Consider the following 15,324-nt stretch of genomic DNA (forward strand, 5'->3'; position numbering starts at 1 on the left):
AGTTATGATTGAGAGCATACATTGTTGACATCAATAATACAGCTAGCGAAACGTCGTAAGACACCGTCATTTTAACGGTATTAATCCGATTCAGTGTGAAAGTGTCGGCTGTCAGAATGGCTGTTATAAGTAGGAAAGTTGTGTCAAATTAGGCGTTATAAATAGAACAATAAATGAAAAGAATCAGAAGCATGGATAAATTTGATCGCCAGATTTTGGATATTCTCAAAACCAATGCACGATGCTCAGTGAGCGATATCGCCCGAGATGTCAGCCTCTCGCGCTCAGCGGTGAACGCCAGAATCAAGAAACTGGAAAGCGACAAAGTGATTACGGGCTACTGCGCTCAAGTGGCAGAACCCAACCAAACGAAGAATGTGTGCGCTTATATCTTGTTGAAGTTCGACATGTCGAGTAGTGACCATAGTTGTGAGTCTTACGCGAAACAAATCCAGAGTATTGATGAGGTGCAATGGTGCCACTCTATTAGCGGTGAGACAGATATGATGTTGTACGTGGAAGTGGAAAGCATGGAGAGCTTGAACCGAGTTCGCGATCAGCTGCAAAGTTACCCGGATCTTCGCCACTTAATGACTCATACGGTTTTGACCGAGTTTTTCAACAAACAGAATGCGACGGTGCATTCATGTTAGGCAATATCAACTTAAACCTACTGCGTTCACTGCATGTACTTCTTGAAGAGTGTCATGTGAGCCGTGCCGCCCAACGTTTGCATATCACACAATCCGCGGTGAGCCGTCAGCTCAGCCAGTTACGTGATTTGTGTGGCGACCCTTTGCTGGTCCGTGACGGCAACAAACTGGTGCCGACCAACCGTGCATTGCTACTCAAAGGTAAACTCGACGACCTGCTTGGCGAGTTTGACCACCTGTTAGATGATAAACCCTTCGAGCCGCAAGACTGGCAGGGTGAATTGGTGTTGTCTTCGAGTGATTATGTCGCTCAGTATATTCTTCCTGTGATTGTGGCAGAGGTGTCTGCTGAAGCACCGAACATTAATCTGGCTTATCGATTGTGGCAGCCAAACTACCTTGAAGCACTGAACGAGTCTGGGATTCATTTGGCTTCCAGTATGTTTCCCACAAAGCCAGAACATGTCTCAAGTATCAAACTTGGTGAAGATAAGTCGGTGTGTTTGATGCGAAAGTCGCACCCGCTGGCTCAACAAGCGGTTTTGAGTGCAGAAGATATTGTTCACTACTCTCACATCAAAGTGACGGGTGGTGGAGATAAAGACAGTTACGCGGACATAGCATTGAAGAAGCAAGGGCTGAAGCGAAGAGTGGCTTTACAGGTTCCGTTCTTTTCATCTGCTGGTACTGTGTTATTGCAAGACGACTATCTGATGATCGTGCCAGAACATATCGCCTATAACCTAGGTCGACACCTCGATACTACCTACTTTTCGTTGCCATTTGATACGGAAATGCATACCTATTGGTTAATGTGGCATCCTAAATATGACAACGACTCTGCCCACAAATGGGCGCGAGAAAAAGCATTCCAAGCCATGCAAAAGTCGAGTTACAATATCAGTATGACTTGAAATCATAGGTGTGATGATAATCTTTGATTTCAAATAATACCTCCTGCGAATTATGGTAAGTGCCAAGTATTGAGTATTAAGCGTAGAGCGTTCAGCTGGAACGCTTTATTTTATTAGGAATGGAATGATGACAGTAACAATTTGGTTTTCTTTATTAGCGATTTGCTTGTTGGGTGCAATGTCTCCGGGCCCAAGCTTGGCGATGATCGCTAAACACAGTTTGGCTGGTGGCCGTATGAACGGGCTTATCGCAGCTTGGTCACACGCTGCTGGTATCGGTATTTATGCGTTCGCAACCATTGTTGGTTTAGCCGTTGTGCTTGAGCAATCCCCAATGTTATTTAAAGGTATTAGCTTAGCGGGGGCTGCTTATCTGCTTTATCTTGGCGTTAATGCGTTACGTTCGAAAGGTGGTGTTGCCGCGAAATTAGAAGCGGGTGAAAAGATGAGTTACATGCAGTCTGCTCGTGAGGCTTTCTTGATCTCTATCTTGAGCCCAAAAATCGCGCTGTTCTTCATCGCTCTGTTTAGCCAATTTGTGGCGTTAGGTAATGAACTGACCAATCAAGTGATTATCGTATCAACACCGCTACTTGTAGACGGTTTATGGTACACCTTTATCACCTTGGTACTGTCTAGCCCGTTGATTGTTGAACGTATTCGCTCGAAAGCTCAGTTGATTGATCGACTATCTGGCGTGGTGCTGATCCTGCTTGCTGTTCGCGTGGTGTGGATGATTTAGTCATCACTAGACCTTAAGAGCTAAAACGGCTCACAAGAGATTATCTTGTGAGCCGTTTTTGTTTCTACTTATCTAAACGCTAACAGTTAACAGCTAAAAGAAGTTAGCCTGCTGAGTTTAGAACCGAATCTAATTCTTTCATTGAGTCAGCAAAGTAAGGGTTATAGGTCAAACGAGCATGGTTCTTCCCTTCTTCACGATACCCCCAAGCTGAGTACCAAACCTCACTGGTTGCATTGCATTGTTCTTCAAACCCTTCTGCCTGACCATTGGAGCAAATCTTCTCGCTACCATTGATTCCGTAATAAGGGTTGTTTGGTGAGAACAGTAAGCCCATGTGAGAGCCGTTCGAGATGCGTTGCTCTGGGATCTTCATGCTGTACTGAACAGCGCGAGGATCCTCGAGAGTCGTCTCTCCTTGCCAAACCAACACATTGTTTGGATTCGGCATAGATTCAGTAAAGGCTTGCTGAACGTAGTTGGTGTCAATCACGCTGTCGCCTTCACTCATCATAATAAAAACTGGTTTATCGAAGTGTTTATCTTGTAAGTCACCACGTACGACTTCTGATGTCTCGTAGTAAACCGATGCACCATTCATTGGCAACGAGTTGTAACGCAACACATTGTCTTCAGGATCTTGATCCGCCCAAGTGACAAAGTAGCTTGCTAGTCCCGCGTATTGAACGGCAGACGAGCTCGGTTGAAACGCAGGTGAGAACAGCAGTAACCCAGAGATCTTTGGATCGTTCATCGCCTGTGAAGTCACGAGGTTCGCGCCGGTTGAATAGCCGCCTAGCCAAACAGAATCATACTCTTGCTCAAGTAACTTCGTATGATGAGCCACCACACCTTGCCAATCTTCTAGGCTCGGCTGCATTAAATCACCCACGCGACTGCCGTGACCCGGAAGTAATACGGTTCTCACTAAGTAACCTTGCTCTGCCAAATGGGTAGCGATGTCTTTAAATGAGTAAGGTGAGTCGCCTAATCCATGAACCAATAATACCGCCTTGCCGTTTGGCGAGGTTGGTTGATACTCGGTTGGTGAATTGAGTTGGATCTCGAGTTGCTTGTCTTCCGTCATGAACACGCGGTTTTTCAATAACCAATCTTGTGTGTCATTGACGTAGGCATCAAAGCTGTCTTGCTGATAGCTAGGCAAGTCTGGAGATGTTTCGTAAGCGGGTATCGGTGTCTCGTTGGAACAACCAACGAGACTTAAAGTCGTTAAGGCTAGCAGTGCTAGGAGGGGCTTTCTTTGCATTATGTAATCTTGTCTCTGTTGTGCTTTCACTATGTCTGAAACTAAAGTTTAGGTTACTTTTTGCTTGAAAGGTCTTCGTATTCACCTTCAATAACACCGGCATCATTGGTTGATGACTGACGAGTGTTCATATGAGCTGCGAAACCTTGTTTCTTCATTTGATTCTGAATGCGCTTGCCAGTAATTAAAGCTGCAATAGCTAAAGGAATAGCAAGGATCAAGCTTGTGAATAACGCCAAAAGGCCAGTAAACAATGCAACAATCGTAACTAATATATTTTTCATATTCATTCCTCTTTTTCTATGTTGTTACTTTATCGCTTCTATTCTGAACGAAACATGAACGCCGTTAATAAATCTCTGAGAGTCACTATGACACGGATGTGTGCTGTTAGGGAGTTTATATGTAGTCATAATCACGCACTAAAAACATGGAATAAAACTAAGTTTAATAAAATCAATATGTTAAAAGTTGGCACGCTTGATGCTCTATAGGGGTTGGAATAAGTCACTGTAAGCAAAGTACTTACAGTTAATAAAAATTACTGGAGCCCTTATATGTTCTGTATTCAATGTGAACAAACAATTCAAACCCCAACCGTAAAAGGCTGTTCTTTCGCACAAGGTATGTGTGGTAAAACTTCGGAAGTATCCGACCTTCAAGACGTGTTGGTGCATTCTCTTCAAGGTGTTTCTTTTTGGGCCAATTTGGGCCGTGCGTGTGATGTTATTGATACTGAAATCGACGAGTGGGCGCCAAAAGCGTTTTTCGCAACACTAACCAACGTTAACTTCGACCCTGCTCGTATCATCGAATTCGCACAACAGTCCCATGAATTCAAGCAGCGTTTAGAGCAACAGGTTCGCGCGGCAGCGACATTGATTGGTTTTGAGATCCCAGCGCTTTCTGCTGCTGCTCAATTCGACCTTCCAACGGACTCTTCAGAGCTATTGGCGCTTGCCCCTCAAGCGGCGGTAAACCGTGGTCACGACTCTCAACACGAAGATGTGATTGGTCTTCGCCTTCTTTGCCTATACGGTCTAAAAGGTGCAGCAGCTTACATGGATCACGCACGTGTTCTTGGTCAAACTGATAACGCTATTTTCGCTGAATACCATGAAATCATGGCGTTCCTAGGCACAGATCCATCAGACCTAAAACAACTGTTAGATACGTCTATGCAGATCGGCTTAATGAACTACAAGGTCATGGAAATGTTGGATAAAGGCGAGACAGATACCTTCGGTCACCCTCAACCAACAACCGTGAATGTGAAGACGAAGCGAGGTCACTGTATCCTTGTTTCTGGTCACGACCTGCATGATCTAGAAAAGATCCTTCAACAAACGGAAGGCAAGGGCATTAACGTTTACACCAACGGTGAGATGCTACCTGCACACGGCTACCCTGAACTAAACAAGTACCCACACCTTGCGGGTAACTACGGCAGCGCTTGGCAGAACCAGCAAAAAGAATTTGCGAACTTCCCAGGTGCGATCGTAATGACATCTAACTGTCTGCTTAACCCAGATGTGGGCTCGTACGCTGACCGCCTATTTACGCGTAGCATCGTAGGCTGGCCGGGTGTTGCTCACCTTGAAGGTGACGATTTCAGTGCAGTGATCGATTGTGCTCTTGCGCAAGAAGGCTTTAAGCATGACGAGATCGAGCAAATGATCACTGTCGGTTTTGGTCGTAACGCCTTGATGGAAGCAGCGCCTGCGGTTGTTGAACAAGTGAAAGAAGGCAACATCAAACACTTCTTCCTAGTGGGTGGTTGTGACGGCGACAAATCTGAACGTAGCTACTACACAGATTTCACAGCTCAAGCGCCAGAAGATTCAGTAATCCTGACATTGGCATGTGGTAAATTCCGTTTCAACAAAAACCAATTCGGCGACATTAACGGTATTCCACGTCTGCTCGATGTTGGCCAATGTAACGATGCATACTCAGCGATTCAGCTTGCTCTTGCGCTGTCTCAAGAGTTTGATTGTGGCATCAACGAACTACCACTAACACTTGTTCTTTCTTGGTTCGAGCAAAAAGCGATCGTTATCCTGCTTACTCTGTTCGCACTGGGTGTGAAAGGTATCTACACAGGCCCAACAGCGCCTGCATTCCTAACTGAAAACCTACTAAAGATTATTCAAGACGAGTTCGATATGCGTTCTATCTCAACGCCAGAGCAAGATCTTAAAACAATCTTAGCGGCTTAATCTAAGCCCACTCCCAAGCCCCGTTGTTGCTGTTCTCTAGGAACGTGCAGCGGCGGGGCTTTTTAGATTTAATTCTTTAGTATCAGTGAGGTGTGTGAACTATGTATGCATGGTCGGATAGCGATTCAATCAATTTAGTGTGTTTAAAGAAATGGCACGAGACGCCAGATACGGTCAGCTTTGAGCTTGGCAGTGTTCCACAAGATTTACATTTCAATTTTAAGCCCGGTCAGTTCATCACCTTGGGTTTAGATATGCCGACGAAAACGGATTACCGTGCTTATTCCGTGGCTTCTTGCCCCGAAGATAACCGCCTGAAGTTGACGGTCAAGCGTGTGGAAGGTGGCTTGGTTTCGAACTTTATTGTTGATGAGCTTGATGAAGGTGACGAGGTTTCTGTGTTGAAGCCGGCAGGCGCGTTTAACTGTATTGATTGCATGCCAACGGCAACAAAGAAAGTAACGCTAGTGAGTGCGGGCTGTGGCATTACACCCGTAATGGCGATGGTAAAATATTGGCTGTCTCAAGACAGTGACAGTGACATTGAGATTGATTTCGTCCACATGGCACGCAACAAGCTTGAGACTATCTACTTTCAAGAACTTCATCAGCTCGATGAATCACATGCGAATTTCAACTTAAAACTGCTGTTAAAAGACAACGAAGGAACAACCGCCCCTCAAGGTCGTTTAGATAAAAACTGGTTGGTGAAACTGAGCCCAGATATCTTAGATAGAACGGTTTACCTGTGTGGGCCTGTCGGCTTCATGCAAGATATTGAGAGTTATCTGAAAGAGCTTGAGTTCAACATGGATAACTTCTATCAAGAAAGCTTTACTCCTGCTACTCAGGATGCTCAATCAGAAGCGTCAAACGCCGAAATTGCTGACGATACGAATAGTGCTGTTAAGGTATTTGTGCCTGCGTTCGGCGCTGAAGTTGAAGCGGAAACTGGCACACCATTGGCGGATTCATTAGAAAAAGCAGGCGTTCCAATTATTATCGCTTGTCGTAGTGGGATTTGTGGTTCGTGTAAATGCAAAGTGACCAAAGGATCTGTGGAATCAAGCAGCCAAGAAACATTGACGCCAGAGCAGATTGAACAGGGCTACGTGCTTGCATGTTCAAGCTCGATTCAGTCAGATGTTGAGGTTGAGTTATAACAGACGTAAAGCTGTGCAAGAGTGATGAAGACAAGATCTTATTATAGCGATAAAAGTTAGGGCGCTAGATGTAAAAAGGCCACCTAGATCAGTTAGAGAGAGCAGATCTAAGTGGCAACCCTCTTGTTTATACGGGGGAGTAAAACAAAAGGGGTTGCGAAGTCCATACAGACTTCGCAGATATAGTTATTATGTTGTGGAGCTTGTTGCGATGGACGTATCTACAAGAGCGAAGTTAATTAAACTTCTGGGTATGTCTTGTAGCGTACACCCATCATCTGTTCCATACAGTGAACAACTTGGCAGCTGTAGCCAAACTCGTTATCGTACCAAATGTACAGCACGGCACGGTTGTCTTGTGCGATAGTCGCCACACCGTCAACCACACCTGGGTGACGAGAGCCAACCAAGTCGGTAGATACAATCTCAGTCGAGTCTGTGTAATCAATTTGTGCAGACAAAGCAGAAGACAGCGCCATTTCACGCAGGTACTCGTTCAACTCTTCTTTGTTTGTGCCTTTCTCAAGGTTTAGGTTCGCAACTGCCATTGAAACGTTTGGCGTAGGAACGCGAATCGCATTACCTGTTAGCTTACCTTCCATTTCCGGCATCGCTTTTGATACTGCTTTAGCAGCGCCAGTCGATGTCAGTACCATGTTCAATGATGCAGCACGACCACGACGATCACCCGAGTGGAAGTTATCGATTAGGTTTTGATCATTGGTAAATGAGTGCACCGTTTCGATGTGACCAGACAGCACGCCAAACTTGTCGTGAACCGCTTTCAATACTGGCGTGATTGCGTTAGTAGTACAGCTTGCTGCAGAGATGATGGTGTCTTCTGGCTGAATAACATTTTCATTCACACCAAATACCACGTTCTTGATGTCGCCTTTACCAGGTGCAGTCAGTAGCACTTTCTTCGCACCGTTACACGCAACGTGTTGGCTCAGGCCTTCCGCGTCACGCCATACGCCTGTGTTATCAACCACAAGTGCATTTTCAACACCGTAAGCCGTGTAATCCACTTCTTCTGGTTTGTTTGCGTAGATAACTTGGATGAAGTTACCGTTAACGATGATCGCTTTGCGTTCTTGGTCTACAACAATGCTGCCGTTGAATTGGCCGTGTACAGAGTCACGACGAAGCAGGCTTGCACGTTTTTCTAGGTCGCCATCTTTGCCGCCGCGTACAACGATTGCACGTAAACGCAGTGGGTACCCCGGGCCACTTTTCTCGATCAACAGACGAGTTAGCAGTCGGCCAATACGACCAAAACCGTACAATACAACGTCACGAGGTTCTGTCATTGCATCGCCTTCAAGCGATTCGATAAGTGCAGTTTGTAGGAAATCATCCAACCCATGTGTGTCTTCGCGATCTTGCCAGAATGAATGCGCAAGGCGACCAACATCAATACGACATGGAGATAAGTCCATAGAGAGAAGGTGTTGAATAATAGGTTGAGTCTGTTCTGCTGTAAGAGGAGAACCAGTGTAACGTTTTGCGATGCGGTGAGCTTTGATGATGTCGATAGTTGTCGCGTTAACTAAGGTCTTACCAAAGAGGATAACTTCTACGCCTTTTTGACGGTATAACTGACCTAAAGTTGGAGCGATGGATTCAGCAATGGTTTGACTAGTTTGCCAATCTAGGAGGTGCTTTTCGGGACTCATCTTTACTCGGGACCTTTCACGTTAAGTTTCTGCATTCATGGCGGTTGTAGGGAAGCCAATCAGCATAGGGGATTTGAGGCATCAGTCTGTGGTCTTTATTGCCACTTAAATGTGCTGATATACCTTGTGTGTAACTTGTAATTTTTATGTGGCAGGATTGTAAGGTACGACGGGTTATTCTGCTAGGAAAAATAAATGCAGACAAAATATCTGCAAATTGGCTTTATATTAGCCATAAATCAAGATTTGAACGTCGATAAAGACTATTGACTTTAATAATCTGTAGCACTTATTTTTCGTCAAAAAATACTCAATTCAAAGGATAATATGTAATACAGGTCATATTGAACATTAAAGGTGTGATCGCTAACTCAAGTTACACGTAAACAGTAAACGATAAATAAGGGAATTAACGAGTATTGATGTTTGACCTTTGAATAAGCCTAGCTTGAGTGTGAAAAGTGCATCACGCAAACGATTGGATGTCACAATTTTAACCTAACTATCCACTTTGTTAGCACGCAGAGTCATTATTCACAGTCTAGTTGAGCCGCAGAATGTGGATGTGTACTTGTTATGCCGGTGATAATAACTGGAGAAAACGTCTTTTGTTTACATTTTGCTCACTAAAACCTCGCTTGCTTACATCTCATTTGTAGAAACCTCCTCGAGTAGACCTCTCTCACGTAACGTTCACTTGTCTAAAATCGGCTTGTCTCAATCTCACTTAGTAAAGCAGACTCCTCCGCTTTAAAGCCCTGTTTTGGATGCCTGTTGATTCTAATTTTTCGTTCTGGGCTCAGAGTATCATTTGTTCATATCCAATTTGATCAATAACCCCCTGTTAATGTCCTATTCTTAATTTGGGCTAGGTAAATTACTTTCGGGAAGGGAGTCGTTATAAAAATGATAAATATGTCAATTAGATGGCGTCTTATTTTTCTTTCCACGGTTTCTGTACTCATTATGTTCGGGTTTACAGTGAATGAAGTGCTTAAGAACGATGAGAAGATGAATCACCTTGAAACAACGCGTATTAAGGTCGAAGCGCTTCAATTTTTTAATACGGTTTCAAGTGATGCTTATCGATGGTTGGTGCTGTCTAATGATTCCCCTGAGAAAGGTCAGTTGCTTTTAACACTGCAATCAGAACTGGATAGACTGACTCAGTATGGAATGCGACTTCAACGGTTCGACAGCAATTGGAGTATTGACCCTCAGTTAGCTGAATTGAAAAAGTTGTTGATGATCCTAGCTAGTACACCTGAAACGACAGACAGCAGAAAATTGACAGAGCGCGCTTTCGACTTGTTAAAAGACGTGCTGATGGAGCTGTCCGAATATCGCATGGCTTTAGTCGATGAAAATATCGGTCAAGCTGAAGCGATGTTTATCAATCTTACGCATTATGTGTTTTGGACTCAGAGAGAAGCGTGGTTAAGCTTCAGTTTGAATCGCTCCCCAGAGTTTAAAAACCAATACTTGCTTAGCTATGTCGCTGCTCTAGAGAGGCAGCAACAGCTATTAGATACATTTTTCCGTTCGGATACGCGTTCTCCAAACATTAGACAGTTGCTAAACGCTGTCGCCAAAGATGAATTCCAAGACAAATTTACATCTCGAATCCTCAAAGGGGACTTTTCATCACCCGAAATATATCAACACTTGAAAAGCTTAGAGGTTAAAAAACGGGCTATTTCAAACGCGATTGGCGCTTACACCAATCAAATACAGTTTGAACTGACCAAGAATATCGCGTTGCAGAAAAGGCAAACCTTGGTCATGACGTTGCTTATACTCATCGCTTCTGGTGTTTTGATGTGGCTTGGGGTTGCGACATCTCTGCGCTTAAACAGAAACCTGTCGATTATCTTGAAAGGTGTGTCGGAATGCGCTGATAGCTACGGCCAGCCAAAGGTGATTCGTATCCAAGGGAACGATGAGCTTGCCGAGTTCACTGAAACCCTAAATCGAGTGATGGAACGCAACTATCTGCACAACAAAGAGTTGATAACAGCAAAAGAAGACGCGATTTCGGCTAACAAAGCCAAAAGCGCATTCTTAGCAAATATGTCACATGAAATACGCACGCCACTTAACGGGATCATTGGCATGGCTGAGATCTTATCTCAAAGCCAACTGAGCCCAAATCAACAAGAAGTACTGGGGGATATCGAATCGTCCTCTCACTCTTTACTGGTGCTGCTGAATGACATACTCGACCTGTCTAAAATCGAGTCGGGTAACTTGATGTTGTCACCACACAATGCTGATTTGCGAGAAGCGGTTTATGACTCTGTGAGTGTGATTCAGTCGAAAGCGATAAGTAAGGATATTGAGCTCGACATCAATATCGATTATCAAACGCCGTCACAACTGTTTTTCGATGAGTACCGCGTGAGACAGGTGCTGACCAATCTGCTTTCTAATGCCATCAAATTTACGTCTAAGGGCACAATTACAACTGACATTGCTTATACACCTATGTCTATGGGCAGGGGCAAGCTTGAATGCAGCGTGTCTGATACCGGGATTGGGATTGAGCCCGAGAAGTTAGAGTCCATATTTGAACCTTTCACTCAAGAAGATGGCAGCATTACCCGTCAATTTGGCGGTACGGGGTTAGGGCTTGCGATTTGTCGACAGCTTGTTGATTTGATGGGTGGTTACATTACCGCGCGTTCAGTGAAAGGAGAGGGCTCTACATTCACTTTTTGTTTGTATGTCGATGTTGTAGAAGCGCCTGTTCAAACTTTCGATAACCTGAGCCGAGCGACCATCATCTCGAACTCTTTCAATTACCTCGATCAGCTCGTTAAAGAGTGTGAGCGTTTGAATGTTCGAGCCAATGTGGTGTCATCCATTGCTGCTCTTAGTGAAAGTGTAAAAGAAAGTGACTTCATACTTTATTGTCATACCTTGCACCACTCTATGGAAAAAGATCTTGCGACGTTGAAGGTGATATATCCTCTTGCTCGCGTCATCGTTTGTCAGCATCACCTATTTAAAACCAACCTAATCAGAGAAACGGTCCACTCGACTCATACCTTGCCATTCTTGGGCCGACGTTTCTTAACCAGCTTACAATCTCTCGATGTGGGCGAAGAGCAAACGCCTCAAGTGGAAGCAAAAGATGAAGAAGTTCGCTCTCTGAATCGACGCATTTTGATCGTTGAAGACAATCTGATGAATCAAAAAATAGCGAGCTTCTTCCTTGAGCAAGCGGGTTATGAATATTTGATTGCCAGTAATGGCCAAGAAGCGGTGGATGTCATCACCCAGGGTGCTCAGTTTGATGCAGTCTTAATGGACTGCATGATGCCTGTTATGGATGGCATAACGGCGACTCGTGCGATACGTCAGTGGGAAGCCGATCAACAAGTCACACCATTACCCATCATAGCTTTAACCGCCAGTGTTCTAGAAGAAGACATCAAAGATTGTTTTGAAGCCGGTATGAACGCCTACTTACCTAAACCCTATAAATCTCACCAGCTGTACGATCTTTTCAGTAGCCTTGATATTGTCTAGGGCTCCCGTATCAAGGCTAGCGCGGCGCTACTTAACGAACTTCCAATCCAAGGTTGTATTGTGCAAGGCAACGACCGACATAGCTGATGTTCAGCAAGGCTGCGACTAAGATGGTGCTGATGTGGGCGACGATTTGAATTGGCAGTGAGAAGTGATCGGCCATTGGATAAGCAACAATAATACTGAGAAGCATAAGCAAGGTTGTGATAGCTAGACTGAAGTTTGAAACAGAAAGTAGAGTTTGAAAGCGTTGAGTCATCGTCTTCATATTGAATTCCTAATTGCTATTAATAATTATGATACTTGTTATTAATATCAATTAGCGTTCCAGTTTTAATTTACATTTAAAATCATAATCTTATGTAATTTCGCTTGTTTTTAGAGTCTAAGTGACACGTGCGAATTGCAGGTCTTTATGACTTGATCGTATTTCTTTACCATTGTCTAAACCCACAAGTATCGATGTGGAATCGAACACCTGAATATAAACCAAGCCCAACATTATTTTTTTGCCCGAATTCCGAATGAATCTTTTTAAGTTTCACGTGTAGATCTTCGCGAGTAATGTCATTTGCAGGCACTAGGTCTAAGGCACAAAACTCTAAGTGCTTACTTCGCAGTGCACCACCAGCTTGTTGATTGTAGATATCGGTTCGCTCTCCAGATACTGGTATAACAACACCGATTTCAGGCTCAATATATTGTTGTATGTACTTCAGGGTATTGATCATGTTTGGCACATGTTTCTTATTTGGGAGGGTAAACAAGGTTGTATTACTCATTGCCCAATCCGTCCCTTGCAATAGAACGAGATGCAGAGGCATGCTCTGAGTAACGCCATTGTCCTTGAGTTGTTGTCCGATTGCTCTCACTTGGTCTTGAGCGTGATTGAGGAGCATCCAACCTCGAAATGCTGATCGGGTCGGAACCTTGTAGCCATGAACATCGACCACGAGATCGTCATAAGTGATTTCGGTTTCTTCGGTATAAAGTTTCTCAAATTTTTCAGGGTAAGGTTGTGTCGTTGATAACGCCAAGGTTATCAGAATACTTCCGTACATAAAGTCTCTCCATCGCTAGTGTACACTCGTTATTTAGTTTGATACTGCTGTTGAGTTTCATTCATTTTGCTTAGGTACGCTTAAGCCTAGACGGTTAGGTTTAGATGCTTAAGTATAGACGCTGGAGTTTAGGTAAAAAAAACCCACTACTAAGAGTGGGTTACTAACATTGTTACAAGTGAATTAGAGAGGTTAGATTACTTCTTACCTTGGATTTGCTTGTCTTCTTCTGTCAGTTCACGAATGCGACGGCTGATGTCACGGCGAGCTTTAGAAATCTCAGCGCTCTTGATGATGTGGTCATCAACACGGTCTTCGTAGTCAGCTTTCATATTTTTGATAATGCCTAGGATCTCGTCGTGGGTCATCTCTGGCTTGATGTAATCAAGTAGGTTATCAAGAAGGTCGACACGCTTACGGTTGTCACGAACTTTCTTTTCGTTGTCTAAAAGTTCACGCTTAAGTTTGTTCTTACGTCGTGCTTGGTTAACAATTTCAAATACGCTGCTCATAGATTCCTTTTCCTATTCGTCAAATACGTTGTCTGCTTCTGATTAAAGCACATCAATTGATGATGTAACAGTCTTTAGATCAAAGCAAAAGTAAGGTTGTTTAATTATTCGTCACTCTCGCTGATGTGTGATTGTTTTTATCTTACCGTTCAAGTTAGTATCCCATGTAGATACTGCATTGATACGAAATGTGAAATGAATCAACAACAATTGGAAAACGAAGAATTGGACGAGAATGTCACTGAATCTTCAGCAGAACAAAACAAGCTTCGTGATGCGTATGTACAAGAGCGTACTTATTTGGAAGTCGTGGAAATAGAGCTAAACCGTTCTAAGATCATAATGATTGATGAACAGGGCAGAAAGAAACGAGTACCAATTTTGTCTGAACACTAGTTACTGCATTGTTAGGTGTTGAGATGGAATTATCAAAATAATAAAAAGGAAAAACGATGAACACAGTACTTTCCCCAATTGAAGCGAGAATTATCGGTTGTTTGATCGAGAAAGAAGTCACTACTCCCGATCATTACCCACTGACACTGAACAGTTTAACCACGGCATGCAATCAAAAGAGTAACCGTGAACCTGTTCTCTCTCTTTCTGAGTCAGATGTTTTAGATGCAGTTGATGGTTTAATCGGACGTCGCATGGTGAGTGATGAGAGCAGCTTCAATAGCCGTGTTAATAAGTATCAGCATCGTTTCTGCAACACTGAGTTCGGCGATCTGCAATTTACAGAGCAAGAGCGTGCAATCATCTGCTGTATGTTACTGCGCGGTGCGCAAACACCCGGTGAACTTCGTACTCGAACGGGTCGCCTTGCAAACTTTAGTGATGTGAAAGAAGTAGAAGCAACATTAGACAAACTCGCTGCAAGAGAAGCAGGTGCCTTGGTTGTGAAGCTGCCACGCGAAGCGGGTAAACGTGAATCACGCTACCAGCATTTGTTGAGCGGTGAAGTGGACGTTGAAGCGTTTGCGATGGCATCAGTAAGCGCGGCTGCCCCCTCTGCAACGAGTGAAAAGTTTGAAGAGCTTGAGTCTGAAGTTGCAAGCCTACGAGCAGAAGTGGCAGAGCTTAAGGCTCTGGTTGAATCACTGCTTTAAATGTCAGATGCTGATAAAAATGCGGATTGGGTCGTGTACTTGATCCGCAATCGTCACAATGCCCTTTATTGTGGCGTGACGAACAATCTAGAACGTCGATTTGAACAACATCAAACCGGTAAAGGCGCCAAAGCTTTAAAAGGTAAAGGCCCACTTAAGCTGGTTTGGAGCTTTGGTGTTGGCTCAAAAAGTGAGGCGTTGAAAACCGAATACGCGATCAAGCAGTTGCCCAAATCCCGCAAAGAAAAACTGGTATCACTCAAACTGATTATTGAGTGGCAAAAAGACAAAATTCAATATATCGAAGTCTCATAATTCATAGCTAAAATGTTTGTTATTGATTAAATCTTAATAGTGTAAGGAGCTATATCGGCTCTAGCTAAGCTTATGAATTTAAATGGTAATTACTCTTACCGTGAATGGGCTGAAATCATAATTTAACTCGATGTTCTTAATCTCCATTCCAAATTAACATAT

15 protein-coding genes are annotated in these 15,324 nt (G+C 43.8%); 9 read left to right on the plus strand and 6 right to left on the minus strand.

Annotated features, from left to right (window positions below; genetic code table 11):
• Positions 1 to 191: 191 nt before the first annotated feature.
• The 3 genes from AB4185_RS06285 (at position 192) to AB4185_RS06295 (ending at position 2,309) form a co-directional block, all read left to right on the plus strand.
• On the plus strand, positions 192 to 653 hold the full coding sequence (locus tag AB4185_RS06285; protein WP_017061781.1) for an Lrp/AsnC family transcriptional regulator: 462 nt from the start codon (positions 192 to 194) through the stop codon (positions 651 to 653).
• Positions 647 to 1,567, plus strand: a complete 921-nt coding sequence (locus AB4185_RS06290; RefSeq protein WP_017061780.1) for a LysR family transcriptional regulator — start codon at positions 647 to 649, stop codon at positions 1,565 to 1,567. The genes AB4185_RS06285 and AB4185_RS06290 overlap by 7 nt, the downstream gene beginning before the upstream one ends.
• 127 nt (positions 1,568 to 1,694) lie before the next feature.
• Complete coding sequence (locus AB4185_RS06295; RefSeq protein ID WP_372111664.1) at positions 1,695 to 2,309, plus strand: LysE family translocator; 615 nt, start codon at positions 1,695 to 1,697, stop codon at positions 2,307 to 2,309.
• Between the two features lie 103 nt (positions 2,310 to 2,412).
• Here AB4185_RS06295 and AB4185_RS06300 read toward each other — a convergent pair whose 3' ends face one another.
• Complete coding sequence (locus tag AB4185_RS06300) at positions 2,413 to 3,576, minus strand: carboxylesterase (protein WP_102397949.1); 1,164 nt, start codon at positions 3,574 to 3,576, stop codon at positions 2,413 to 2,415.
• Between the two features lie 53 nt (positions 3,577 to 3,629).
• Complete coding sequence (locus AB4185_RS06305) at positions 3,630 to 3,860, minus strand: hypothetical protein (protein WP_017061777.1); 231 nt, start codon at positions 3,858 to 3,860, stop codon at positions 3,630 to 3,632.
• A 273-nt stretch (positions 3,861 to 4,133) separates the two neighbouring features.
• On the opposite strand from AB4185_RS06305, the gene hcp reads away from it, so the two are divergent.
• Positions 4,134 to 5,795, plus strand: a complete 1,662-nt coding sequence (gene hcp, locus AB4185_RS06310) for a hydroxylamine reductase (protein WP_102332007.1) — start codon at positions 4,134 to 4,136, stop codon at positions 5,793 to 5,795.
• A 101-nt stretch (positions 5,796 to 5,896) separates the two neighbouring features.
• The gene (locus AB4185_RS06315) at positions 5,897 to 6,958 is read left to right on the plus strand and encodes a hybrid-cluster NAD(P)-dependent oxidoreductase (protein WP_102332008.1); all 1,062 of its coding nucleotides are present in this window, start codon (positions 5,897 to 5,899) and stop codon (positions 6,956 to 6,958) included.
• Positions 6,959 to 7,197: 239 nt separating this feature from the next.
• Here AB4185_RS06315 and AB4185_RS06320 read toward each other — a convergent pair whose 3' ends face one another.
• Positions 7,198 to 8,634: a glyceraldehyde-3-phosphate dehydrogenase gene (locus AB4185_RS06320; protein WP_017068649.1), complete on the minus strand. Its 1,437-nt coding sequence runs from the start codon at positions 8,632 to 8,634 to the stop codon at positions 7,198 to 7,200.
• A 966-nt stretch (positions 8,635 to 9,600) separates the two neighbouring features.
• On the opposite strand from AB4185_RS06320, the gene AB4185_RS06325 reads away from it, so the two are divergent.
• Positions 9,601 to 12,165: an ATP-binding protein gene (locus AB4185_RS06325; protein WP_102332009.1), complete on the plus strand. Its 2,565-nt coding sequence runs from the start codon at positions 9,601 to 9,603 to the stop codon at positions 12,163 to 12,165.
• Positions 12,166 to 12,196: 31 nt separating this feature from the next.
• Here AB4185_RS06325 and AB4185_RS06330 read toward each other — a convergent pair whose 3' ends face one another.
• The 3 genes from AB4185_RS06330 to AB4185_RS06340 all read right to left on the minus strand — a co-directional run bounded on the left by AB4185_RS06330 (position 12,197) and on the right by AB4185_RS06340 (position 13,738).
• Positions 12,197 to 12,433: a hypothetical protein gene (locus tag AB4185_RS06330; RefSeq protein WP_017061772.1), complete on the minus strand. Its 237-nt coding sequence runs from the start codon at positions 12,431 to 12,433 to the stop codon at positions 12,197 to 12,199.
• Positions 12,434 to 12,599: 166 nt separating this feature from the next.
• Complete coding sequence (locus AB4185_RS06335) at positions 12,600 to 13,226, minus strand: D-Ala-D-Ala carboxypeptidase family metallohydrolase (RefSeq protein ID WP_017066096.1); 627 nt, start codon at positions 13,224 to 13,226, stop codon at positions 12,600 to 12,602.
• 197 nt (positions 13,227 to 13,423) lie between these two features.
• The gene (locus AB4185_RS06340) at positions 13,424 to 13,738 is read right to left on the minus strand and encodes a DUF496 family protein (protein ID WP_004742367.1); all 315 of its coding nucleotides are present in this window, start codon (positions 13,736 to 13,738) and stop codon (positions 13,424 to 13,426) included.
• A gap of 195 nt (positions 13,739 to 13,933) precedes the next feature.
• On the opposite strand from AB4185_RS06340, the gene AB4185_RS06345 reads away from it, so the two are divergent.
• The 3 genes from AB4185_RS06345 to AB4185_RS06355 are packed head-to-tail and all read left to right on the plus strand — an operon-like array spanning position 13,934 to position 15,162.
• On the plus strand, positions 13,934 to 14,134 hold the full coding sequence (locus AB4185_RS06345; RefSeq protein WP_017061770.1) for a hypothetical protein: 201 nt from the start codon (positions 13,934 to 13,936) through the stop codon (positions 14,132 to 14,134).
• Positions 14,135 to 14,190: 56 nt separating this feature from the next.
• Entirely contained in the window at positions 14,191 to 14,847 is a 657-nt protein-coding gene (locus AB4185_RS06350; RefSeq protein WP_017061769.1) for a YceH family protein, read from the plus strand.
• Entirely contained in the window at positions 14,848 to 15,162 is a 315-nt protein-coding gene (locus tag AB4185_RS06355) for a GIY-YIG nuclease family protein (RefSeq protein ID WP_017061768.1), read from the plus strand.
• Positions 15,163 to 15,324: the final 162 nt, after the last annotated feature.

Origin of the sequence: Vibrio sp. 10N.286.48.F5, from assembly GCF_041469785.1 — a bacterium.
GTDB lineage: Bacteria > Pseudomonadota > Gammaproteobacteria > Enterobacterales > Vibrionaceae > Vibrio > Vibrio crassostreae_C.

What these genes read in the sequence shown, in the direction of transcription:
- AB4185_RS06290 (WP_017061780.1), top strand. Translation starts at nt 647, where the DNA reads ATGTTAGGCAATATCAACTTAAACCTACTGCGTTCACTGCATGTACTT.
- AB4185_RS06320 (WP_017068649.1), bottom strand. Translation starts at nt 8,634, where the DNA reads ATGAGTCCCGAAAAGCACCTCCTAGATTGGCAAACTAGTCAAACCATT.
- AB4185_RS06335 (WP_017066096.1), bottom strand. Translation starts at nt 13,226, where the DNA reads ATGTACGGAAGTATTCTGATAACCTTGGCGTTATCAACGACACAACCT.
- AB4185_RS06325 (WP_102332009.1), top strand. Translation starts at nt 9,601, where the DNA reads ATGTTCGGGTTTACAGTGAATGAAGTGCTTAAGAACGATGAGAAGATG.
- AB4185_RS06315 (WP_102332008.1), top strand. Translation starts at nt 5,897, where the DNA reads ATGTATGCATGGTCGGATAGCGATTCAATCAATTTAGTGTGTTTAAAG.
- AB4185_RS06350 (WP_017061769.1), top strand. Translation starts at nt 14,191, where the DNA reads ATGAACACAGTACTTTCCCCAATTGAAGCGAGAATTATCGGTTGTTTG.
- AB4185_RS06355 (WP_017061768.1), top strand. Translation starts at nt 14,848, where the DNA reads ATGTCAGATGCTGATAAAAATGCGGATTGGGTCGTGTACTTGATCCGC.
- AB4185_RS06340 (WP_004742367.1), bottom strand. Translation starts at nt 13,738, where the DNA reads ATGAGCAGCGTATTTGAAATTGTTAACCAAGCACGACGTAAGAACAAA.
- AB4185_RS06295 (WP_372111664.1), top strand. Translation starts at nt 1,695, where the DNA reads ATGACAGTAACAATTTGGTTTTCTTTATTAGCGATTTGCTTGTTGGGT.
- AB4185_RS06330 (WP_017061772.1), bottom strand. Translation starts at nt 12,433, where the DNA reads ATGAAGACGATGACTCAACGCTTTCAAACTCTACTTTCTGTTTCAAAC.
- AB4185_RS06305 (WP_017061777.1), bottom strand. Translation starts at nt 3,860, where the DNA reads ATGAAAAATATATTAGTTACGATTGTTGCATTGTTTACTGGCCTTTTG.
- AB4185_RS06345 (WP_017061770.1), top strand. Translation starts at nt 13,934, where the DNA reads ATGAATCAACAACAATTGGAAAACGAAGAATTGGACGAGAATGTCACT.
- AB4185_RS06300 (WP_102397949.1), bottom strand. Translation starts at nt 3,576, where the DNA reads ATGCAAAGAAAGCCCCTCCTAGCACTGCTAGCCTTAACGACTTTAAGT.
- AB4185_RS06285 (WP_017061781.1), top strand. Translation starts at nt 192, where the DNA reads ATGGATAAATTTGATCGCCAGATTTTGGATATTCTCAAAACCAATGCA.
- hcp (WP_102332007.1), top strand. Translation starts at nt 4,134, where the DNA reads ATGTTCTGTATTCAATGTGAACAAACAATTCAAACCCCAACCGTAAAA.